The 18,029-nt window shown below is 67.0% G+C and carries 30 protein-coding genes; all 30 read right to left on the reverse strand.

What is annotated here, in order from left to right; translation table 11 throughout:
* Nucleotides 1–171 precede the first annotated feature (171 nt).
* Nucleotides 172–285, reverse strand: a complete 114-nt coding sequence (gene rpmJ / locus ACIQIB_RS01180) for a 50S ribosomal protein L36 (protein ID WP_003956441.1) — start codon at nt 283–285, stop codon at nt 172–174.
* A gap of 33 nt (nt 286–318) precedes the next feature.
* Nucleotides 319–540 (reverse strand): translation initiation factor IF-1, encoded by a 222-nt coding sequence (gene infA / locus ACIQIB_RS01185; protein ID WP_014047798.1) that lies wholly within the window; start codon nt 538–540, stop codon nt 319–321.
* A 179-nt stretch (nt 541–719) separates the two neighbouring features.
* A complete protein-coding gene (gene mscL / locus ACIQIB_RS01190; RefSeq protein WP_363605514.1) occupies nt 720–1,145 on the reverse strand; it encodes a large conductance mechanosensitive channel protein MscL in 426 nt (141 codons plus the stop codon).
* Between the two features lie 117 nt (nt 1,146–1,262).
* Nucleotides 1,263–2,102 (reverse strand): type I methionyl aminopeptidase, encoded by an 840-nt coding sequence (map, locus tag ACIQIB_RS01195; RefSeq protein ID WP_363605513.1) that lies wholly within the window; start codon nt 2,100–2,102, stop codon nt 1,263–1,265.
* Nucleotides 2,103–2,250: 148 nt separating this feature from the next.
* On the reverse strand, nt 2,251–2,904 hold the full coding sequence (locus ACIQIB_RS01200) for an adenylate kinase (protein WP_363605511.1): 654 nt from the start codon (nt 2,902–2,904) through the stop codon (nt 2,251–2,253).
* Nucleotides 2,904–4,214, reverse strand: coding sequence for a preprotein translocase subunit SecY (gene secY / locus ACIQIB_RS01205; protein WP_400756159.1), 1,311 nt, complete (start codon nt 4,212–4,214; stop codon nt 2,904–2,906). The genes ACIQIB_RS01200 and secY overlap by 1 nt, the downstream gene beginning before the upstream one ends.
* Before the next feature lie 318 nt (nt 4,215–4,532).
* On the reverse strand, nt 4,533–4,985 hold the full coding sequence (gene rplO / locus ACIQIB_RS01210) for a 50S ribosomal protein L15 (protein WP_400659908.1): 453 nt from the start codon (nt 4,983–4,985) through the stop codon (nt 4,533–4,535).
* Between the two features lie 2 nt (nt 4,986–4,987).
* Complete coding sequence (gene rpmD, locus ACIQIB_RS01215; RefSeq protein WP_030251557.1) at nt 4,988–5,170, reverse strand: 50S ribosomal protein L30; 183 nt, start codon at nt 5,168–5,170, stop codon at nt 4,988–4,990.
* On the reverse strand, nt 5,170–5,793 hold the full coding sequence (rpsE, locus tag ACIQIB_RS01220; RefSeq protein WP_030055834.1) for a 30S ribosomal protein S5: 624 nt from the start codon (nt 5,791–5,793) through the stop codon (nt 5,170–5,172). The genes rpmD and rpsE overlap by 1 nt, the downstream gene beginning before the upstream one ends.
* Nucleotides 5,794–5,841: 48 nt before the next feature.
* Nucleotides 5,842–6,225, reverse strand: coding sequence for a 50S ribosomal protein L18 (rplR, locus tag ACIQIB_RS01225; RefSeq protein WP_209414075.1), 384 nt, complete (start codon nt 6,223–6,225; stop codon nt 5,842–5,844).
* A 3-nt stretch (nt 6,226–6,228) separates the two neighbouring features.
* Complete coding sequence (gene rplF / locus ACIQIB_RS01230) at nt 6,229–6,768, reverse strand: 50S ribosomal protein L6 (RefSeq protein ID WP_363605506.1); 540 nt, start codon at nt 6,766–6,768, stop codon at nt 6,229–6,231.
* Nucleotides 6,769–6,790: 22 nt separating this feature from the next.
* On the reverse strand, nt 6,791–7,198 hold the full coding sequence (rpsH, locus tag ACIQIB_RS01235; protein ID WP_350503566.1) for a 30S ribosomal protein S8: 408 nt from the start codon (nt 7,196–7,198) through the stop codon (nt 6,791–6,793).
* 269 nt (nt 7,199–7,467) lie between these two features.
* Entirely contained in the window at nt 7,468–7,653 is a 186-nt protein-coding gene (locus ACIQIB_RS01240; RefSeq protein ID WP_030393303.1) for a type Z 30S ribosomal protein S14, read from the reverse strand.
* 4 nt (nt 7,654–7,657) lie between these two features.
* Nucleotides 7,658–8,227 carry a 50S ribosomal protein L5 gene (gene rplE, locus ACIQIB_RS01245; RefSeq protein ID WP_238862989.1) on the reverse strand — a complete coding sequence of 190 codons (570 nt, stop codon included), beginning with the start codon at nt 8,225–8,227 and terminating at the stop codon, nt 7,658–7,660.
* The gene (gene rplX, locus ACIQIB_RS01250) at nt 8,227–8,538 is read right to left on the reverse strand and encodes a 50S ribosomal protein L24 (protein WP_030055828.1); all 312 of its coding nucleotides are present in this window, start codon (nt 8,536–8,538) and stop codon (nt 8,227–8,229) included. Before rplX ends, rplE begins: the two co-directional genes overlap by 1 nt.
* 15 nt (nt 8,539–8,553) lie before the next feature.
* Nucleotides 8,554–8,925, reverse strand: a complete 372-nt coding sequence (gene rplN / locus ACIQIB_RS01255; RefSeq protein WP_030393301.1) for a 50S ribosomal protein L14 — start codon at nt 8,923–8,925, stop codon at nt 8,554–8,556.
* Between the two features lie 102 nt (nt 8,926–9,027).
* A complete protein-coding gene (gene rpsQ / locus ACIQIB_RS01260; RefSeq protein WP_030055826.1) occupies nt 9,028–9,300 on the reverse strand; it encodes a 30S ribosomal protein S17 in 273 nt (90 codons plus the stop codon).
* A complete protein-coding gene (gene rpmC, locus ACIQIB_RS01265) occupies nt 9,300–9,524 on the reverse strand; it encodes a 50S ribosomal protein L29 (protein ID WP_063348970.1) in 225 nt (74 codons plus the stop codon). The genes rpsQ and rpmC overlap by 1 nt, the downstream gene beginning before the upstream one ends.
* Nucleotides 9,524–9,943, reverse strand: coding sequence for a 50S ribosomal protein L16 (rplP, locus tag ACIQIB_RS01270; RefSeq protein ID WP_030055824.1), 420 nt, complete (start codon nt 9,941–9,943; stop codon nt 9,524–9,526). The genes rpmC and rplP overlap by 1 nt, the downstream gene beginning before the upstream one ends.
* A gap of 5 nt (nt 9,944–9,948) precedes the next feature.
* Nucleotides 9,949–10,773 (reverse strand): 30S ribosomal protein S3, encoded by an 825-nt coding sequence (gene rpsC, locus ACIQIB_RS01275; protein WP_188306763.1) that lies wholly within the window; start codon nt 10,771–10,773, stop codon nt 9,949–9,951.
* Nucleotides 10,773–11,120: a 50S ribosomal protein L22 gene (rplV, locus tag ACIQIB_RS01280; protein ID WP_030055822.1), complete on the reverse strand. Its 348-nt coding sequence runs from the start codon at nt 11,118–11,120 to the stop codon at nt 10,773–10,775. The genes rpsC and rplV overlap by 1 nt, the downstream gene beginning before the upstream one ends.
* A 50-nt stretch (nt 11,121–11,170) precedes the next feature.
* A complete protein-coding gene (gene rpsS / locus ACIQIB_RS01285; protein ID WP_030055821.1) occupies nt 11,171–11,452 on the reverse strand; it encodes a 30S ribosomal protein S19 in 282 nt (93 codons plus the stop codon).
* Nucleotides 11,453–11,463: 11 nt separating this feature from the next.
* A complete protein-coding gene (rplB, locus tag ACIQIB_RS01290) occupies nt 11,464–12,300 on the reverse strand; it encodes a 50S ribosomal protein L2 (protein WP_329885382.1) in 837 nt (278 codons plus the stop codon).
* 45 nt (nt 12,301–12,345) lie between these two features.
* Nucleotides 12,346–12,663: a 50S ribosomal protein L23 gene (rplW, locus tag ACIQIB_RS01295; RefSeq protein ID WP_030280768.1), complete on the reverse strand. Its 318-nt coding sequence runs from the start codon at nt 12,661–12,663 to the stop codon at nt 12,346–12,348.
* Nucleotides 12,663–13,340: a 50S ribosomal protein L4 gene (gene rplD, locus ACIQIB_RS01300; protein ID WP_363605504.1), complete on the reverse strand. Its 678-nt coding sequence runs from the start codon at nt 13,338–13,340 to the stop codon at nt 12,663–12,665. Before rplD ends, rplW begins: the two co-directional genes overlap by 1 nt.
* Before the next feature lie 4 nt (nt 13,341–13,344).
* Entirely contained in the window at nt 13,345–13,992 is a 648-nt protein-coding gene (gene rplC / locus ACIQIB_RS01305) for a 50S ribosomal protein L3 (RefSeq protein WP_360184161.1), read from the reverse strand.
* 14 nt (nt 13,993–14,006) lie between these two features.
* Nucleotides 14,007–14,315 carry a 30S ribosomal protein S10 gene (rpsJ, locus tag ACIQIB_RS01310; RefSeq protein WP_012785157.1) on the reverse strand — a complete coding sequence of 103 codons (309 nt, stop codon included), beginning with the start codon at nt 14,313–14,315 and terminating at the stop codon, nt 14,007–14,009.
* Nucleotides 14,316–14,810: 495 nt separating this feature from the next.
* A complete protein-coding gene (locus tag ACIQIB_RS01315) occupies nt 14,811–16,619 on the reverse strand; it encodes a hypothetical protein (protein WP_400756160.1) in 1,809 nt (602 codons plus the stop codon).
* A gap of 212 nt (nt 16,620–16,831) precedes the next feature.
* The gene (locus ACIQIB_RS01320; protein ID WP_400756162.1) at nt 16,832–17,608 is read right to left on the reverse strand and encodes a glycosyltransferase family 2 protein; all 777 of its coding nucleotides are present in this window, start codon (nt 17,606–17,608) and stop codon (nt 16,832–16,834) included.
* Complete coding sequence (locus ACIQIB_RS01325; protein WP_400654542.1) at nt 17,605–18,006, reverse strand: DUF2304 family protein; 402 nt, start codon at nt 18,004–18,006, stop codon at nt 17,605–17,607. Before ACIQIB_RS01325 ends, ACIQIB_RS01320 begins: the two co-directional genes overlap by 4 nt.
* Nucleotides 18,007–18,029 lie beyond the last annotated feature (23 nt).

Here is an 18,029-nt window from a genome sequence, read left to right on the forward strand (position 1 = left end):
GCTCCTGTGGTTCTTCAGAGGTCTTGCGTGCTACCTACTCCGACACCTCACGGTGAGGGAGCCCCGGCCTCTGACCGGGGGCGGCAGTCCGCCCGGAAACGGACGGATCGGGTAGCCCGCTTATGACGTTTTCGCGTCGCGCGAAGTACTACGAGAAATGCTGGGGAGAGATCAGCCCTGGCGCTGCTTGTGGCGCAGGTTGTCGCAGATCACCATGACCCGGCCGTGGCGGCGGATCACCTTGCACTTGTCGCAGATCTTCTTGACGCTCGGCTTGACCTTCATGCTTCAGGTTCTCCGGGTCTAGATCTGACGTTCTTACTTGTAGCGGTAGACGATCCGGCCGCGCGTGAGGTCGTAGGGGCTGAGCTCCACGACGACCCGGTCGTCCGGCAGGATGCGGATGTAGTGCATGCGCATCTTGCCGCTGATGTGCGCGAGGACCTTGTGACCGTTCTGCAGCTCGACCCTGAACATCGCGTTCGGAAGAGACTCGATCACGGTGCCCTCGATCTCAATGGCGCCTTGCTTCTTAGCCATGAACTGCGAGATCCACCTTCCGGGACCGGCTACCGTATGCGGCGCGCTCGTGCGAACCTGGGTTCACCCCGACCCGCTAGGGAAGAGGGCGTGCTGAAGCACGCTACGAGTGAGCCGACGGTCCATCGTACGCCAGCGCGTCGGCTGCACCAAAACGGGCCCCCGTCCGGCCGAGGCCGTCACACGACCGAGGCCACCGTCAGCGGCTGGACGTGGGCGGTGCAGGCCGAACAGCGGCTGGCCGCCTGGGGGATCTCGGTCAGGCACTCGGGGCACGGCCGCTTGGGGGTCTTCGGCTTCTTCGGCATGTAGCGGGCGGTGGCCTTGGTCACCGGCAGCACCACACAGAAGTACAGCACCGCGGCGGTCATGAAGAACGCGATCAGCACGTTGAGGAACTGCCCGTACGGGAAGGTGACGCCGGCCACCGTCGCCTTGTACGAGCTGAAGTCGCCGGCGGCACCGACCACCACGCCGACCAGCGGAGTGAGGAACGCCGACACGAAACCGGTCACCACCCCGGTGAACGCGGCGCCGATGACGACACCGACCGCCATGTCGACGACGTTGCCGCGCATCATGAAGTCGCGGAATCCCTTGAGCACTGCTCTCTCCTCGCTCGAAGCCACTGCCAGCCGATAAAAATAGGACAAAAGCCCTGGAGGTCCAAACCTCCAGGGCTCTGATCCCTTGTCAGAAGCGGCAGTTGGCCACCTTAGCGGTTACGCGAGGGGGTCCGGAGCCGCGGTGATGCCCAGCTTCGCCAGCTCGGCCCGGCCGCCGTCGAAGGCCGTCAGCACCAGCGGGCCCTGCTCGGTGACGGCCACCGAGTGCTCCCAGTGCGAGGCCCAGGTGCCGTCGTTGGTGACGACCGTCCAGTCGTCCTCCAGCACGGTGGTGTGCGGGGTGCCCAGGGACACCATCGGCTCGATCGCCAGCACGGTGCCGGGGATCAGCTTGGGACCCTTGCCGCGGCCGCGCTCGACGTAGTTCAGCACGTGCGGCTCCATGTGCATCGCGGTGCCGATGCCGTGGCCGCCGTAGCCCTCGGTGATGCCCCACTTGCCCTTGGGCGGCAGCGGCTGACGGCGGATGTAGCCCTCGATCGCCTTGGAGACGTCGACCAGGCGGTTGCCCTTCTTCATCTGGGCGATGCCGGCCCACATCGAGCCCTCGGTGACCCGGCTCAGCATCTCGACCTCGGGCCGGACCTCGCCGACCGCGACGGTGATCGCGGAGTCGCCGTGCCAGCCGTCCAGGATGGCGCCGCAGTCGATGGAGATGACGTCGCCCTCCTGGAGCACCCGGTCACCGGGGATGCCGTGCACGACCTCGTTGTTCACCGAGGCGCAGATCACCCCGGGGAACCAGAGACCACCGTGGTGGGCCCGGAAGTTCGAGGTGGCACCGTGGTCCGTGATGACCTTGTCCGCGACGTCGTTGAGCTCCTGGGTGGTCACCCCGGGGGCGACCGCCTCGCGACAGGCCTTCAGCGCCTCGGCGACGACCAGCCCGGCCGCTCGCATCTTCGCGATCTGCTCGGAGGTCTTGATCTCCACCATCTGGTCACGCCTTCCTAGGGTTCCCGCCCGGTCCTTGCCGGGCGGCCGTGCACTCGTTCCACCGTACGACGCGGTACGGCCGCGCTGCCCCGGGAGGGCAAGCGCGGCCGTACGTACGTCGATGCTGCGTTCCGCCGTACTCGGCGGGTCAGCTGTCCTGCTTCAGCGCCTCGATCGCGCGCTGGGTGACCTCGTCCACCTTGCCGAGGGCCGGGATCGTCGCCACCAGGCCCTGCTGGGCGTAGTACTCGATGATCGGCTCGGTCTCCGTGTGGTAGACCTCCAGGCGCGTGCGCACCTTCTCCTCGGTGTCGTCCGAGCGCTGGTACAGCTCGCCGCCGCACTCGTCGCAGACGCCCTCGGTCTTCGGCGGGTTGTAGTCCACGTGGAACACGTGGCCGCCGTCCTTGCGGCACAGCCGGCGGCCGGCGATGCGCCGGACCACCTCGTCCTCGGGGACCTCCAGGTCCAGCACACCGTCGAGCTTGATGCCCTGCTCGGCGAGGAACCCGTCGAGCGCCTCGGCCTGGCCCAGGTTGCGCGGGAAGCCGTCGAGCAGGAAGCCGTCGGCGGCGTCCGGCTGGAGCATCCGGTCCTTGGCCATCCCGATGGTGACCTCGTCCGGCACCAGGCGACCCGCGTCCATGTAGCTCTTGGCCTCGAGCCCCAGCGGGGTGCCCTGACCGATGTTGGCGCGGAACAGGTCGCCGGTGGAGATGTGGGGGATGGACAGGGTCTTGGCGAGCAGGTGCGCCTGAGTACCCTTCCCGGCCCCGGGAGGCCCGACGAGGACGATACGCATCAGCGGAGGAACCCTTCGTAATTGCGCTGCTGGAGCTGGCTCTCGATCTGCTTCACAGTTTCGAGTCCGACGCCGACGACGATGAGCACGCTGGTGCCGCCGAACGGGAAGTTTGTCTGCTGTCCGAAGGCGACCAGGGCGATCATCGGGATCAACGCGATCAGGCCCAGGTAGAGCGAACCCGGCCACGTGATACGGGTGAGCACGTAGTTCAGGTACTCGGCCGTCGGGCGGCCGGCCCGGATACCCGGGATGAACCCACCATACTTCTTCATATTGTCGGCAACTTCTTCGGGGTTGAAGGAGATGGCGACGTAGAAGAAGGCGAAGAAGACGATCAGCAGGAAATAGGTGGCCATGTAGACGGGGTGGTCACCCTTGACGAAGTTGGTCCTGATCCACGTCGCCCAGCTGGCCTGGCTGTTGGTCAGCTGGACCACCAGGGCGGGGATGTACAGCAGCGACGAGGCGAAGATGACCGGGATGACACCGGCCTGGTTCACCTTGAGGGGGATGTAGGTCGAGGTGCCGCCGAACGCCCTGCGGCCGATCATCCGCTTCGCGTACTGGACGGGGATCCGGCGCTGGGCCTGCTCCACGAAGATGACCAGCATCACAACGATGACGCCGACCGCGACGACGGAGAGGAACTCCACCCAGCCGTCACCGATGGTGCCGGACTGCTTGATCGCCCACATCGAGCCCGGGAAGCCGGAGGCGATGGAGGTGAAGATCAGGATCGACATGCCGTTGCCGATGCCGCGGTCGGTGATCAGCTCGCCCAGCCACATGATGAACGTGGTGCCGGCGGTCATCGTGATGACCATGACAGCGATCCGGAACACCGACTGGTCCGGGACGATCTGGTTGGCGTAGATGCAGCCCGAGAACAGCGCGCCGCTGGAGGCCGTCGCGACGATGCCGGTGCCCTGGAGCACGGCGAGCGCGATGGTCAGGTAACGCGTGTACTGGGTGATCTTCGCGGTGCCGGCCTGCCCCTCCTTCTTCAGCGCCTCGAGTCGCGGGATCACGACGGTGAGGAGCTGGAGGATGATGCTGGCCGTGATGTACGGCATGATGCCGAGCGCGAAGATCGTCAGCTGAAGGAGCGCGCCACCGCTGAACAGGTTGACGAGCCCGAAGAGGCCGCTGCTCTTGGTGTCTTTCACACACTCGTTGACAGCCTGGAAACTGACCCCGGGTACGGGAATGTGCGAGCCCAGCCGGAACAGCACCATGATGCCCAGCGTGAACAGCAGCTTCTTGCGCAGGTCGGGCGTCTGGAACGCCCGCGCGAACGCACTGAGCACGGTGCCTCCTGCGCCTCCCGCACGTCGTCGGCGGGAGGGTCGGTCCTGAATGGGGAGTTTGCGGTTCGGGCCCCCGTACAGACGGCACAGGCGAGCCTACGCGCAGCCTACAAGGGAACTCCACGGACTCTAACAGTGCGCAGCCACTCGAAAGAAGCGCGAACGGCCCCTCCCCCACTCATGGGGTACGGGATGCCCGGGTTTGCCACACAAAAGAACGAGCCCCGCTCTCCCCTCCCGGGGAGGTGCGGGGCCTGAAACGCACGAGCCCCGTACCTCCCGGAAGGGAGGTACGGGGCTCGTGGGAAGTCAGCGGGCTCAGACGAGCTCGGTGACGGTACCGCCGGCGGCGGTGATCTTCTCGGCGGCCGAGCCGGAGACGGCGTCAACCGTCACCTGCAGGGCGACCGAGATCTCGCCGGTGCCGAGCACCTTGACGAGGGAGTTCTTGCGAACCGCGCCCTTGGCGACCAGACCCTCGACGGTGACCTCGCCACCCTGCGGGTAGAGCTCGGCCAGCTTGTCGAGGTTGACAACCTGGAACGTGATCTTGAACGGGTTCTTGAAGCCCTTCAGCTTCGGCAGGCGCATGTGGAGGGGCATCTGGCCACCCTCGAAGCGCTGCGGAACCTGGTAGCGGGCCTTGGTGCCCTTGGTGCCACGACCGGCGGTCTTACCCTTGGAGCCTTCACCACGACCCACACGGATCTTCTCGGTCTTGGCACCCGGGGCGGGCCGCAGGTTGTGGATCTTGATCGGCTGGTCGGCCATGATCAGTCCACCTCCTCAACCGTCACCAGGTGACGGACCGTCTGGGCCATCCCGCGGATCTCGGGACGGTCCTCCTTGACCACCACGTCGTGCATCCGCTTGAGACCAAGCGAACGCAGGGTGTCACGGTGGTTCTGCTTGCTGCCGATGTACGACTTGGTCTGCGTGATCTTCAGGCGAGCCATCAGGCGCTCACCCCAGCAGCACGCGCCCGCAGCAGAGCGGCGGGAGCCACGTCCTCCAGCGGCAGGCCACGACGGGCGGCGATCTCCTCGGGGCGCACGAGGCCCTTCAGAGCGGCCACCGTGGCGTGCACGATGTTGATCGCGTTGTCCGAGCCGAGCGACTTCGACAGGATGTCGTGAATGCCGGCGCACTCCAGGACGGCACGCACCGGGCCACCGGCGATAACACCGGTACCGGGGGCGGCCGGCTTCAGCAGCACGACGCCGGCGGCCTTCTCGCCCTGGATCGGGTGCGGGATGGTGCCCTGGATACGGGGGACCTTGAAGAAGTTCTTCTTGGCCTCCTCAACACCCTTGGCGATGGCGGCCGGAACCTCCTTCGCCTTCCCGTAGCCGACACCTACGGTGCCGTCACCGTCGCCCACCACGACCAGCGCGGTGAAGCTGAAACGACGACCACCCTTGACAACCTTGGCGACACGGTTGATCGCAACGACGCGCTCGACGTAAGCGGTCTTCTCGACGGCGGGGGCGTTACCCCGGTCGTCACGCTTACGGTCGCGCCGCTCGCCACCGCCGGTGCCGCCGCCGGCGCCGCTACCGCGGCGCTGGGGTCCAGCCATTGGAATTACCTCTCTCGATTACGTCCGTCGACTGAGCCGACGAGCGGCTTAGAAGTCGAGCCCGGCCTCACGGGCGGCATCGGCCAGAGCGGCGATGCGGCCTGCGTACCGGTTGCCCGCGCGGTCGAAGACGACCGACTCGATGCCGGCGGCCTTGGCGCGCTCGGCGACCAGGCTCCCGACCTTCTTGGCCAGCTCGGTCTTGTCGCCCTCGACGCCCTTGATGGACACGTCGAGGGTGGACGCCGACGCCAGGGTGTGACCCTTGGCGTCGTCGATGACCTGGGCGACCATGTGACGGTTCGAGCGCGTCACGACGAGGCGCGGACGCACCTCGGTGCCGACGACGCGCTTGCGAACGCGGATCGCGCGGCGCTTGCGAGCGGCGCTCTTGTAGGCGTTGCCCTTGCCGATCTTGACAGAGACGCTCATCGCTTACTTACCACTCTTTCCGACCTTGCGGCGGATGACCTCGCCCGCGTACTTGACGCCCTTGGCCTTGTACGGGTCGGGCTTGCGCAGCTTGCGGATCTTTGCGGCGACCTCGCCGACCTTCTGCTTGTCGATGCCGTCCACGTGGAACTTGGTGGGCGACTCGACGACGAAGGTGATGCCCTCCGGCGCGGGGACCAGGATGGGGTGGCTGTAGCCGAGCGAGAACTCCATGTCGGAGCCCTTCGCCGCGACGCGGTAACCAACACCGCTGATCTCCAGCGACTTGCGGTAGCCCGCGGTCACGCCGGTGATCATGTTCGCCACCAGCGTGCGGGTCAGGCCGTGCAGGGCCTTCGACTGACGCTCGTCGTTGGGGCGGGTGACGAGCAGCGTGCCGTCCTCGCCCTTGCCGATCTCGATCGGCGCGGCGACAACGTGGGTGAGGGAGCCCTTCGGGCCCTTCACCGAGACCGCCTGGCCATCGATGGTGACGTCCACGCCGGCGGGAACCGGGACGGGCAGCCGTCCAATGCGAGACATTGCTGTACCTCCGTTTCCCGAATTACCAGACGTAGGCGAGAACTTCTCCGCCTACGCCCTTCTTGGCGGCCTGCTTGTCGGTGAGGAGACCGGAAGACGTGGAGATGATCGCCACGCCCAGGCCGCCGAGCACCTTCGGCAGGTTGGTGGACTTTGCGTAGACCCGCAGGCCCGGCTTGCTGATCCGCTTGATGCCAGCGATCGAGCGCTCACGGTTGGGGCCGAACTTGAGCTCGATGGTCAGCTTCTTGCCAACCTCTCCCTCAGCGGGCTCCTCAACCTTGTAGGAGGAGATGTACCCCTCCTGCTGCAGGATCTGGGCGACGTGCGCCTTGATCTTGCTGGCCGGCATCGCCACGGTGTCGTGGTACGCCGAGTTAGCGTTACGCAGACGCGTGAGCATGTCTGCGATGGGGTCGGTCATGGTCATGATGGCCTCAGGCCTCTCTCGCCGTGGTTTCTCCGCGCCAGGTCCCCCTGCCGCACTCCAGAGGAGTGCGGCAGGGGCACAGACGCAGGGGACCTGCGGCGTCGTAAGACTGGGTGCGAGCCCTCCGAAGAGGGTCGACGGCAGCTATGGAGCTCCCGCGACAGGGGGCCCGACCCCACTACCTTACGGGATTCCGCACGTAGCCCCAAAAAGGGGCTCCGTGGGATCGGGCACACCTGCTTCGCTATGGCGTTACCGCGGGGTCCTGACTACCAGGAGCTCTTGGTCACGCCCGGCAGCTCGCCGCGGTGGGCCATCTCACGGAGGCACACACGGCAGAGGCCGAACTTGCGGTACACCGAGTGCGGACGGCCGCAACGCTGGCACCGGGTGTAGGCCCGGACGCCGAACTTCGGCTTCCGCTCGGCCTTCGCGATGAGGGACTTCTTCGCCATTGGCTCACGCCTCCTTGAACGGGAAGCCCAGAGCGCGCAGGAGCGCCCGGCCCTCGTCGTCGGTCTGAGCGGTGGTCACGACGGTGATGTCCATACCGCGCTGACGGTCGACCTTGTCCTGGTCGATCTCGTGGAACATAACCTGCTCGGTCAGACCGAAGGTGTAGTTGCCACGGCCGTCGAACTGCTTGGGGGAGAGACCGCGGAAGTCACGGATACGCGGCAGGGCCAGCGTCACCAGACGGTCCAGGAACTCCCACATGCGGTCACCACGAAGGGTGACGTGGGTGCCGATCGGCTGGCCCTCGCGCAGCTTGAACTGCGCGATGGACTTGCGGGCCTTGGTCACGGCCGGCTTCTGGCCCGTGATCGCGGTCAGGTCGCGGATAGCGCCCTCGATCAGCTTGCTGTCACGGGCGGCCTCGCCGACACCCATGTTGACGACGACCTTGACCAGGCCGGGCGTCAGCATGACGTTCTCGTACGAGAACTGCTCCTGCAGCTGACCCTTGATCTCGGAGTTGTAACGCTCCTTGAGACGGGGGGTCACCTTCTCAACAGTCGTCTCAGACATCAGATGTCCTCACCGGTTCGCTTGGCAACGCGGATCTTGTTGCCCTCGTCATCGAAGCGGTAGCCAACGCGGGTGACGACCTTCTTGCCGTCCTTCTCCACGACCAGCTGGACGTTGGAGACGTGCACCGGGGCCTCGACGGTGACGATGCCACCCTGAGTGCCCGGGCCCGGCTTGGTGTGCTTCTTGACCCGGTTGACACCCTCGACCAGGACCTTGTTCTCGGCGGGCATGGCCTGGATGACCTTGCCCTGCTTGCCGCGGTCCTTGCCGGTGATGACCTGGACCAGGTCACCCTTCTTGATCTTCATGCTGTTCGCCATGGGTTAGAGCACCTCCGGCGCAAGCGAGATGATCTTCATGAACTTCTTGTCGCGCAGCTCGCGGCCCACCGGGCCGAAGATGCGGGTACCGCGGGGGTCACCGTCGGTGTTCTTGAGAACGACAGCGGCGTTCTCGTCGAACCGGATGTACGAGCCGTCGGGACGACGGCGCGACTTCACGGTACGGACGACGACGCACTTGACGACGTCACCCTTCTTCACCGAACCGCCGGGGATCGCGTCCTTGACGGTGGCGACGATGACGTCCCCGATACCGGCGTAGCGGCGACCGGAGCCACCGAGAACGCGGATGCAAAGGATTTCCTTCGCGCCCGTGTTGTCGGCGACACGCAGTCGCGACTCCTGCTGGATCACAGCTTTCTCCTGATCGTCAACGAGAGCTGACGGGCCGGCCGCTGCTCACACCAGCGCCCGCAAGGGGCCTGGTGCACATACGGCCGTACCGCATCAACTTCGTTACTTGGCCTTCTCGAGGATCTCGACGACGCGCCAGCGCTTCGTCGCGGACAGCGGGCGGGTCTCCGCAAGGAGGACCCGGTCGCCGATGCCGCAGGCGTTCGCCTCGTCGTGCGCCTTCAGCTTGTTCGTACGGCGGATGACCTTGCCGTACAGCGCGTGCTTGACGCGGTCCTCGACGGCGACGACGACGGTCTTGTCCATCTTGTCGCTGACGACGAGACCCTCACGGGTCTTGCGGAAACCGCGCGTCTCGTTGGTGTTCTCAGTCATCAGGCGTTCTCCACCGTCTCGATGCCCAGCTCGCGCTCGCGCATCAGGGTGTAGATCCGCGCGATGTCCTTACGGACGAGCTTGAGCCGTCCGTGGTTGTCGAGCTGCCCGGTCGCCGCCTGGAAGCGGAGGTTGAACAGCTCCTCCTTGGCCTCACGGAGCTTGGCAACGAGACCCTCGTTGTCCAGCTCGCGGAGGTCAGCAGCCTTGGTGCCGGCCGACATCAGCTCTCACCTGCCTCGCGCCGGATGATCCGGCACTTCATCGGGAGCTTGTGAGCTGCGCGGGTCAGCGCCTCACGAGCCACCTTCTCGTTGGGGTACGACAGCTCGAACATGACCCGACCCGGGTGCACGTTCGCGATCCACCACTCGGGCGAACCCTTACCGGAACCCATGCGGGTCTCGGCCGGCTTCTTGGTGAGCGGACGGTCCGGGTAGATGTTGATCCAGACCTTGCCGCCACGCTTGATGTGACGGGTGACGGCGATACGAGCGGACTCGATCTGCCGGTTCGTCACGTAGGCCGGGGTGACGGCCTGGATGCCGTACTCGCCGAAGGCGAGCTCGGTGCCACCCTTGGCAGCGCCGCGGCGCTTGGGGTGGTGCTGCTTGCGGTGCTTGACCCGACGGGGGATCAGCATTGGAGTCAGGCCTCCGTTCCGGTGTTCTCGGCAGCCGGAGCCTCGGCGACCGGGGCCGCGGAGGCCTCGGCAGCGGCGGGGCGACGGCCACGGCCACCGCGCTCGCCACCACGGCGCTCGCCACCGCGGGCGGGACGACCACCCTCGGGACGGGCCGGGCGGTTGCCCGAGCGGGCAGCGGCGTTCTCAGCGCGGACCTCGGCGATGTTCTTGACGTCGCCCTTGTAGATCCAGACCTTCACACCGATGCGGCCGAAGGTCGTCTTGGCCTCGAAGAAGCCGTAGTCGACGTTCGCGCGCAGGGTGTGCAGCGGCACACGGCCCTCGCGGTAGAACTCCGAACGGCTCATCTCGGCGCCGCCGAGACGACCGGAGCACTGGACCTTGATGCCCTTGGCGCCGGACTTCATGGTGCCCTGCATCGACTTGCGCATGGCACGGCGGAAGGAGACGCGGGAGGACAGCTGCTCCGCGACGCCCTGAGCCACGAGCTGGGCGTCCAGCTCGGGGTTCTTGACCTCGAGGATGTTCAGCTGGACCTGCTTGCCGGTCAGCTTCTCGAGGTCGCCGCGGATGCGGTCGGCCTCGGTGCCACGGCGACCGATGACGATGCCGGGGCGCGCGGTGTGGATGTCGACGCGGACGCGGTCGCGGGTGCGCTCGATCTCGACCTTGGAGATGCCGGCGCGCTCCATGCCCTTCGTCATCATGCGACGAATGGCAACGTCTTCCTTGACGTAGTCCTTGTACAGCTTGTCGGCGTACCAGCGGGACTTGAAGTCCGTGCTGATGCCGAGGCGGAACCCGTGCGGGTTAACCTTCTGGCCCATTACCGGGTCCCTTCCTTGCTGCTGACGACCACGGTGATGTGGCTGGTCCGCTTGCGGATCCGGTAGGCACGACCCTGCGCACGCGGACGGAACCGCTTCAGGGTCGGGCCCTCGTCAACGTACGCCTCGCTGATGACGAGGTCGTCCACGTTGGAGTGGTTGTAGTTGTGCGCGGCGTTGGCAATGGCGCTGTCGAGCACCTTGCCGACGGGCACGGTGGCGGCCTGCGGAGCGAAACGCAGGACCGCCTGGGCCTCCGTGGCCGGCAGGCCACGGATGAGGTCCACCACGCGGCGGGCCTTCATGGGCGTGACGCGGATGTACCGCGCCTGGGCCCTGGCTTCCATGGTTGTCCCCTTGCTGGTGTAAGTCATTGAGTCGGTAATCTCGCTGGCGACTAGCGACGCTTCGACTTGCGGTCGTCCTTGACGTGACCGCGGAACGTGCGCGTCGGCGCGAACTCGCCGAGCTTGTGGCCGACCATCGACTCGGTGACGAACACCGGGACGTGCTTACGGCCATCGTGCACCGCGATCGTGTGGCCGAGCATGGCCGGGAAGATCACGGAGCGACGGGACCAGGTCTTGATGACGTTCTGGGTACCCGCCTCGTTCTGCGCGTCCACCTTCTTGAGAAGGTGGCCGTCGATGAAGGGGCCCTTCTTGAGACTGCGCGGCATCTGACCTGCTCCTAGCGCTTCTTGTTGGTCTTGCGGCGGCGCACGATGAGAGCGTCCGACGCCTTCTTCGGGCGACGGGTGCGACCCTCCTTCTGGCCCCACGGCGAGACCGGGTGGCGACCACCGGAGGTCTTACCCTCACCACCACCGTGCGGGTGGTCGATCGGGTTCATGGCGACACCACGCACGGTCGGGCGGACGCCCTTCCAGCGCATACGGCCGGCCTTGCCCCAGTTGATGTTCGACTGCTCGGCGTTGCCGACCTCGCCGACGGTCGCGCGGCAGCGCGCGTCGACCAGGCGGATCTCACCGGAGGGCATGCGCAGGTGCGCCATCTTGCCCTCACGCGCCAGCAGCTGAATGCCGGCACCGGCGGAGCGGGCCATCTTGGCACCGCCACCGGGACGCAGCTCCACCGCGTGAATGGTCGTACCGACCGGGATGTTGCGAAGCGGCAGGTTGTTGCCGGGCTTGATGTCGGCGCCGGCGCCGTTCTCGACCCGGTCACCCTGCGCGATGCCGCGCGGAGCGATGATGTAGCGCTTCTCCCCGTCCGCGTAGTGCAGGAGCGCGATGCGCGCGGTGCGGTTCGGGTCGTACTCGATGTGCGCGACCTTGGCCGGCACGCCGTCCTTGTCGTGACGACGGAAGTCGATCACGCGGTAGGCGCGCTTGTGTCCACCACCCTGGTGGCGAACGGTGATCCGACCGGCGTTGTTACGGCCGCCCTTGCTGTGCAGGGGGCGAACCAGCGACTTCTCCGGCGTGGACCGCGTGATCTCTACGAAGTCGGCCACGCTGGAGCCACGACGGCCCGGCGTAGTCGGCTTGTACTTGCGGATGCCCATTTGGCTCTCTCGTCCTCGTCCTTATCGACGATCACGATCCCCTTTTCAGGAGACCGGACCACCGAAGATGTCGATGCGGTTGCCCTCGGCCAGCGTCACGATGGCGCGCTTGGTGTCCTTGCGCTTGCCAAAGCCCGTCTTGGAGCGCTTGCGCTTGCCCTGACGGTTGATCGTGTTGACAGCCTCGACCTTGACCGAGAAGACCGCCTCGACGGCCTGCTTGATCTGGGTCTTGTTGGCGCCCGGCGACACGATGAACGTGTACTTGTTCTCGTCGAGAAGGCTGTAGCTCTTCTCGGAGATGACCGGCTTCACCAGGACGTCACGGGGGTCCGTGAACGTCTTGCTCGTAACGTCGCTCATCAGGCGGCGCTCCCTTCGAGCTCGCCCTCAGCGGCAACGGCCTTGGCGGACGCGGCCGGACCGGCCACGAAACGCTCGAAGGCGGCCTGGGTGAAGACCACATCGTCGGAGACGAGCACGTCGTAGGTGTTCAGCTGACCGGCGTCCAGGATGTGCACGTTCGGCAGGTTGCGAGCGGACTTGAGGCCCAGCTCGTCCGCGCGCTCGACGACCAGAAGGACGTTCTTGCGCTCGGTGATCTTGCCGAACAGACCCTTGGCGGCCTTGGTCGACGGCGCCTCGGTCGCGGTCACGCCGGTGATGACGTGAATCCGCTCGTGACGGGCCCGGTCGGTGAGCGCACCGCGCAGAGCGGCGGCGATCATCTTCTTCGGGGTCCGCTGCGAGTAGTCGCGCGGCACGGGACCGTGCACAACGCCACCGCCGGCGAACTGCGGCGCACGGGTCGAGCCCTGACGGGCGCGGCCGGTGCCCTTCTGGCGGTACGGCTTCTTGCCGCCGCCGCGGACCTCGCCACGAGTCTTGGTCTTGTGGGTGCCCTGACGGGCCGCAGCGAGCTGCGCCACGACGACCTGGTGCATCAGCGGAACGCTGACCTTCGCGTCGAAGATCTCGGCCGGCAGCTCGAGGCTGCCGGTCTTGTCGCCCGAGGGCGACAGGATGTCAATGGTGCTCATATCCTCACAGCCCCTTCGCCGCAGTGCGGACGAGGACGAGGCCGCCGTTCGGGCCCGGGATTGCGCCCTTGATCAGGAGCAGCCCCTTCTCCGCGTCAACGGCATGGATGGTCAGGTTCTGGGTGGTCACGCGCTCGTGGCCCATCCGGCCGGCCATCCGTACGCCCTTGAACACACGACCCGGGGTGGCGCAGCCACCGATCGAGCCGGGCGAGCGGTGCTTGCGCTGCACACCGTGACCGGCGCCGAGGCCCCGGAAGTTGTGGCGCTTCATGACACCGGCGAAGCCCTTGCCCTTGGAGGTGCCGGTCACGTCGACCTTGACACCCGCCTCGAACAGCTCCGCGGTGATCTCCTGGCCCAGCGTGTACTCGGACGCGTCCGAGGTACGCAGCTCGACCAGGTGGCGGCGCGGGGTGACACCGGCCTTGGCGAAGTGGCCCGCGAGGGGCTTGTTCACCTTGCGGGGGTCGATCTCGCCGAAGCCGATCTGGACGGCGTCGTAGCCGGCCGGACTGTCAGCGGTGTGGACCTGGGTCACGACATTGGGCCCAGCCTTGACGACGGTCACCGGAACGATCCGGTTGTTCTCGTCCCAGACCTGGGTCATGCCGAGCTTCTCGCCCAGGATGCCCTTAATCTGCTTAGCCATCTTCGGTGCGCCTCTCAGAGCTTGATCTCGATGTCGACACCAGCCGGCAGGTCGAGACGCATGAGCGAGTCAACCGTCTTCGGCGTGGGGTCGAGGATGTCGATCAGACGCTTGTGAGTACGCATCTCGAAGTGCTCGCGCGAGTCCTTGTACTTGTGCGGCGAGCGGATGACGCAGTACACGTTCTTCTCAGTGGGCAGCGGCACCGGGCCCGCGACCTGCGCACCAGTGCGAATGACGGTCTCGACGATCTTCTTCGCCGAGGAGTCAATCACCTCGTGGTCGTAGGCCTTGAGCCGGATGCGGATCTTCTGTCCCGCCATGGCTACTCAGTAGTCCTTTGTGTCGTCTATTGCTTCTACGGCCGGATTCATCCAGGTGGACTGTGTCCGGTGGTGCCTGTGGGTGGTTACCTCCGACCCACGCGGTCGGGCGTGTCGCACTCCCGCTTGCAAAAAATCCGACACGAGGTTCCCCTCCTGCGGATTTCCCACTGGATCGGTGAGGTCTTGCACCCACCAGGCGCCGGGTCGAGGCCCTGCCCACGCTTCCCGGAAGATTCCCGTACGTCCGCCCCGCAGCTGCCGCGGTGTCGACTTCACACCACTGCGTCCACACACTTCACGTGAACACATGAACGGCCATCACGGGAACGACGAGTACATGGGACTCGCTTCCAGTCCTCCCGGCGGGAGGCGCGCAGCATCGGCACTCAACCGAGCAACTTGGACATACTGCCACACGGAGCAAGCGGAAAGCCAATCGGGGCCGGTGAGGGTCTCCCCCACCGGCCCCGATCGACGGACGGTCCTCCGCGGTCAGCCCTTCGGCGGGCGGCCGCAGACGACGGTGTAGTCCGCGCCGCTGTTGGCACACCAGAGCTTCTTCTCGTCCGGGCCGAAGGTGTACTCGGACAGCTCCATGTTGATCGGGTTGCACGCCTGCTTGCCCTTGTACGGCGAGTACTTCGGGCACTGACCGTTGTCGAGTTGCTGGATGTGCGCCCGCCAGGCGTCCAGACCCATGTCCTCGACGCCGGGGTTGGTGGACGGCATGAAGCGGTTGGCCGACCACGAGCCGCCCATCGTCGCGAACAGGGCGACCGCACAGATCAGACCGGCGGCGAGCTGGGCCAGGGCGCGCGGCGAGATCCGGGCGGCCTTGGCCGGGCTCAGCTCCTCCAGGGTGCCGCGGACCCAGCCGAAGACGCGCTGGTAGGTCAGCATCACACCCAGGACGGCCAGGATGATCAGGCAGTAGAAGATGATCCAGGTGGTGCGCGGGTAGAGCTGGACGGCCTGGTTGTGCTCCATGTGCGAGGCGAACCAGAAGCGCAGCAGCCAGGCACCCGCCAGCACGAAGCCGGCGGTCCTGACCGCGATGTTGCGCAGTCCCAGGCCCACGCCGATCCCGACGCCGAGCAGCAGCAGCACCGCGAAGCCGGTCTGGCCGGCCAGCTCACCGGACTCGGGCCAGTTGTGGTAGGTGAGCCCGCCGGAGCGGTCCGAGGCCCAGCCCAGGACGTACGCCGGGTCGATGTAGGTGTTGATGTACGCGTAGCGGTCCATGGTGGACGCGCCGAGGCGGGCCAGCTGGTACAGCAGGGGCGCGCCGATCACCGCTGCGGTGACGAACATGGCCCCGAGGAAGATCACCGCACGCTTGATCGCGGCGCGGCCACGGCGCCACGGGAACAGCATCAGGCCCAGGATGAACGAGCCGGGCGCCGCCCAGAGGTACCAGCCGGAGTACCAGAGGAACATCACGCCGAACGCGGCGCCGAAGCCGAGCCCGCGCAGCACCGCCGAGCGGGTGGACAGCTCGTCGGCCCGGCGGATCTCCCGGAAGCAGGCGGCCAGCAGCGGCAGCAGCACCAGCATCGAGCCGTGGCTGTACGGCCGGATCGGGTCGAGGAAGACGATCGACGCCGGGACCGCGATGGCCATGGCCCAGAACGGACGCAGCAGCATCCGCCAGGAGAGGTAGGCCATCGGTCCGACCAGCGCGCTGAGCAGCAGTTGGAGGTCCTTCAGCGCGTGGCCCACGCCGGGGATGCCGTTGTGGAAGAGCTTGGCCCAGACGGCCAGCAGGGCCGGGAACAGCGGCGGATAGACGCCTGGGAGGCCCTTGCCGCGCATCATGTCGTTGGCCATGCCCATGAGGTTGCCCGGGTCGCCCTCCTGGCCGCCCAGACCCCACGGGGTGCCGTGCAGCGCGACGGCGATGCCGCCGGCCACCACGCCGGTGCTCAGGCCCGCGAGCGCCGCACAGACCAGCCGCTGGGCGATCTGGTAGTGGCGCAGGGTGCCGCGGTAGGCGAGGAAGAGCAGCACCGCGAGCACCGGGATGCCGAGCATGGCCGCGTACTGCTGGATCTTGGCGAGGCCGCTGACCTGGCCGACCCGGGTGATCGGGTTGACGCTGATGTGCTGGCAGAGCGCCATGAACCCGACGCCCGCGACCACACTGACCACGACCTCCGCCAGCGGGAGGAACCAACGCTTCTCGGTCCACCGGGAGCGGCCGCCCGACCGGGCGGCCGCCAACTCACCGGACGACGCCGTGGTCTTCACTTCTTGTGGTGCCGCGGCGGGGCCACCGACGACGTCCGGGGCCAAATCCGTCATGTCAATTCGCTTCCGTGAAGCGGCAGACTGCCGCAGGTCGGGCCGGCTCGCCGGTGCGAGCGAGGTCAGCGGGCGCCGGCGGGGCGCCCCTTCGTCACAGGGCTGCCCGTCGTACCCGAACGGAACGCCCACGGACGACACGCTAGCAAGACGCCCCGGCGCGCACCGGATCGCTCATCAGGTACGCCCCCGGGGCGGTCGCTCACTGTGGATCAGCTCCGGCCGGCCAGCGCCCGCTGCGGGGCGGCGGCACGGGTGGCGGGCTGGATGGACTTCAGGTGCTTGGGCATCCGGCGGATCATCGCGAGCAGCAGCACCAGGCCGGCGCGGGCCAGGTAGATCGTCGCCTTGATCGGGGAGGCGCTGGGCGTGCCGGTGGTCCGCTCGCGCATCGCCACCGGGACCTGCCGGATGACGAAGCCGCAGCGGGCGGCGCCGACCATGCTCTCGATGGTGTCGCCCAGGTACTCGACCGGGTACCACTGCGAGAAGAACTCGATCATCGGCTTGTTGCAGGCCTTGAAGCCCGAGGTGGTGTCGGTGAGGCGGGTGCCGGTGATCCGCGAGAGCACCACCGACAGCAGCTTCATCGCCCAGCTGCGCGGGCCGCGCACCTTGTAGCTGCCCTGACCGGCGAAGCGGGCGCCGATGACCAGGTCCGCCTCCTGGAGCTTCGCCAGCAGGTCCGGCACGTACGCGGGGTCGTGCTGGCCGTCGGCGTCGCACTGGATGGCCACGTCGTAGTCGTGCAGGTGCGCGTAGCGGTAGCCGAACCGCATGGCGCCGCCGACGCCGAGGTTGTACGGCAGCTGCGCGACCCGGGAGCCGGCCCCGGCGGCGACGGCCGCGGTGTTGTCCACCGAGCCGTCGTCCACCACCAGGGTGTCCACTCCGGGGAGCTTCTCCTGGATTTCGCGGAGGATCTTGGGCAGCCCCTCCGCCTCGTTCCACGCGGGGAGGATGATCAGTACCCGCTTGCCGTCGATCATGCGGTCACCCCGGGGTCGGTCGACTTGCTGCCGTCGTTGTTGCTGCGCGCGATCGGGTAGCCGTGGTGCTCGGCCAGGTGGGCCCGCATCATGGCGACGTCCTCGGCCAGGGTCCTGGTCTCCGCTTCCAGCCGGGACGCCTCCCAGCTGAGGTGCAGGGAGACCAGCAGGACCAGCACGAAGCCCGCGAAGAGGACCAGGCTCACGCCGGACGCGATTCCGAGCCGGCGCGCGGTTGAGTCCAGAATCGTGGGGAAGAATCCGAGCGGCGCCACGACGACGCCGATCGCGAGCCAGATTGCCGCGTACTTCTCCCGGAGTTGCTGTCGGCGCAGCAGCTCCAGGATGTAGACGAGCACCAGCACGCCGGTGATCGAAGTGATGACGGTGAGATGCACGACTGGAAGCGCCTTTCAGCGGC

It is taken from the genome of Kitasatospora sp. NPDC092286 (assembly GCF_044755565.1).
Lineage (GTDB): Bacteria > Actinomycetota > Actinomycetes > Streptomycetales > Streptomycetaceae > Kitasatospora.

Coding starts and splice junctions, on each gene's coding strand:
- rpmJ (WP_003956441.1), bottom strand. CDS start 285: ATGAAGGTCAAGCCGAGCGTCAAGAAGATCTGCGACAAGTGCAAGGTG.
- infA (WP_014047798.1), bottom strand. CDS start 540: ATGGCTAAGAAGCAAGGCGCCATTGAGATCGAGGGCACCGTGATCGAG.
- map (WP_363605513.1), bottom strand. CDS start 2,102: ATGGTGGAGATCAAGACCTCCGAGCAGATCGCGAAGATGCGAGCGGCC.
- ACIQIB_RS01200 (WP_363605511.1), bottom strand. CDS start 2,904: ATGCGTATCGTCCTCGTCGGGCCTCCCGGGGCCGGGAAGGGTACTCAG.
- rplO (WP_400659908.1), bottom strand. CDS start 4,985: ATGGCCGACCAGCCGATCAAGATCCACAACCTGCGGCCCGCCCCGGGT.
- rpmD (WP_030251557.1), bottom strand. CDS start 5,170: ATGGCTCGCCTGAAGATCACGCAGACCAAGTCGTACATCGGCAGCAAG.
- rpsE (WP_030055834.1), bottom strand. CDS start 5,793: ATGGCTGGACCCCAGCGCCGCGGTAGCGGCGCCGGCGGCGGCACCGGC.
- rplR (WP_209414075.1), bottom strand. CDS start 6,225: ATGAGCGTCTCTGTCAAGATCGGCAAGGGCAACGCCTACAAGAGCGCC.
- rplF (WP_363605506.1), bottom strand. CDS start 6,768: ATGTCTCGCATTGGACGGCTGCCCGTCCCGGTTCCCGCCGGCGTGGAC.
- rpsH (WP_350503566.1), bottom strand. CDS start 7,198: ATGACCATGACCGACCCCATCGCAGACATGCTCACGCGTCTGCGTAAC.
- ACIQIB_RS01240 (WP_030393303.1), bottom strand. CDS start 7,653: ATGGCGAAGAAGTCCCTCATCGCGAAGGCCGAGCGGAAGCCGAAGTTC.
- rplE (WP_238862989.1), bottom strand. CDS start 8,227: ATGTCTGAGACGACTGTTGAGAAGGTGACCCCCCGTCTCAAGGAGCGT.
- rplX (WP_030055828.1), bottom strand. CDS start 8,538: ATGAAGATCAAGAAGGGTGACCTGGTCCAGGTCATCACCGGCAAGGAC.
- rpsQ (WP_030055826.1), bottom strand. CDS start 9,300: ATGACTGAGAACACCAACGAGACGCGCGGTTTCCGCAAGACCCGTGAG.
- rpmC (WP_063348970.1), bottom strand. CDS start 9,524: ATGTCGGCCGGCACCAAGGCTGCTGACCTCCGCGAGCTGGACAACGAG.
- rplP (WP_030055824.1), bottom strand. CDS start 9,943: ATGCTGATCCCCCGTCGGGTCAAGCACCGCAAGCAGCACCACCCCAAG.
- rpsC (WP_188306763.1), bottom strand. CDS start 10,773: ATGGGCCAGAAGGTTAACCCGCACGGGTTCCGCCTCGGCATCAGCACG.
- rplV (WP_030055822.1), bottom strand. CDS start 11,120: ATGGAAGCCAGGGCCCAGGCGCGGTACATCCGCGTCACGCCCATGAAG.
- rpsS (WP_030055821.1), bottom strand. CDS start 11,452: ATGCCGCGCAGTCTCAAGAAGGGCCCCTTCATCGACGGCCACCTTCTC.
- rplB (WP_329885382.1), bottom strand. CDS start 12,300: ATGGGCATCCGCAAGTACAAGCCGACTACGCCGGGCCGTCGTGGCTCC.
- rplW (WP_030280768.1), bottom strand. CDS start 12,663: ATGAGCGACGTTACGAGCAAGACGTTCACGGACCCCCGTGACGTCCTG.
- rplD (WP_363605504.1), bottom strand. CDS start 13,340: ATGAGCACCATTGACATCCTGTCGCCCTCGGGCGACAAGACCGGCAGC.
- rplC (WP_360184161.1), bottom strand. CDS start 13,992: ATGGCTAAGCAGATTAAGGGCATCCTGGGCGAGAAGCTCGGCATGACC.
- rpsJ (WP_012785157.1), bottom strand. CDS start 14,315: ATGGCGGGACAGAAGATCCGCATCCGGCTCAAGGCCTACGACCACGAG.
- ACIQIB_RS01315 (WP_400756160.1), bottom strand. CDS start 16,619: ATGACGGATTTGGCCCCGGACGTCGTCGGTGGCCCCGCCGCGGCACCA.
- ACIQIB_RS01320 (WP_400756162.1), bottom strand. CDS start 17,608: ATGATCGACGGCAAGCGGGTACTGATCATCCTCCCCGCGTGGAACGAG.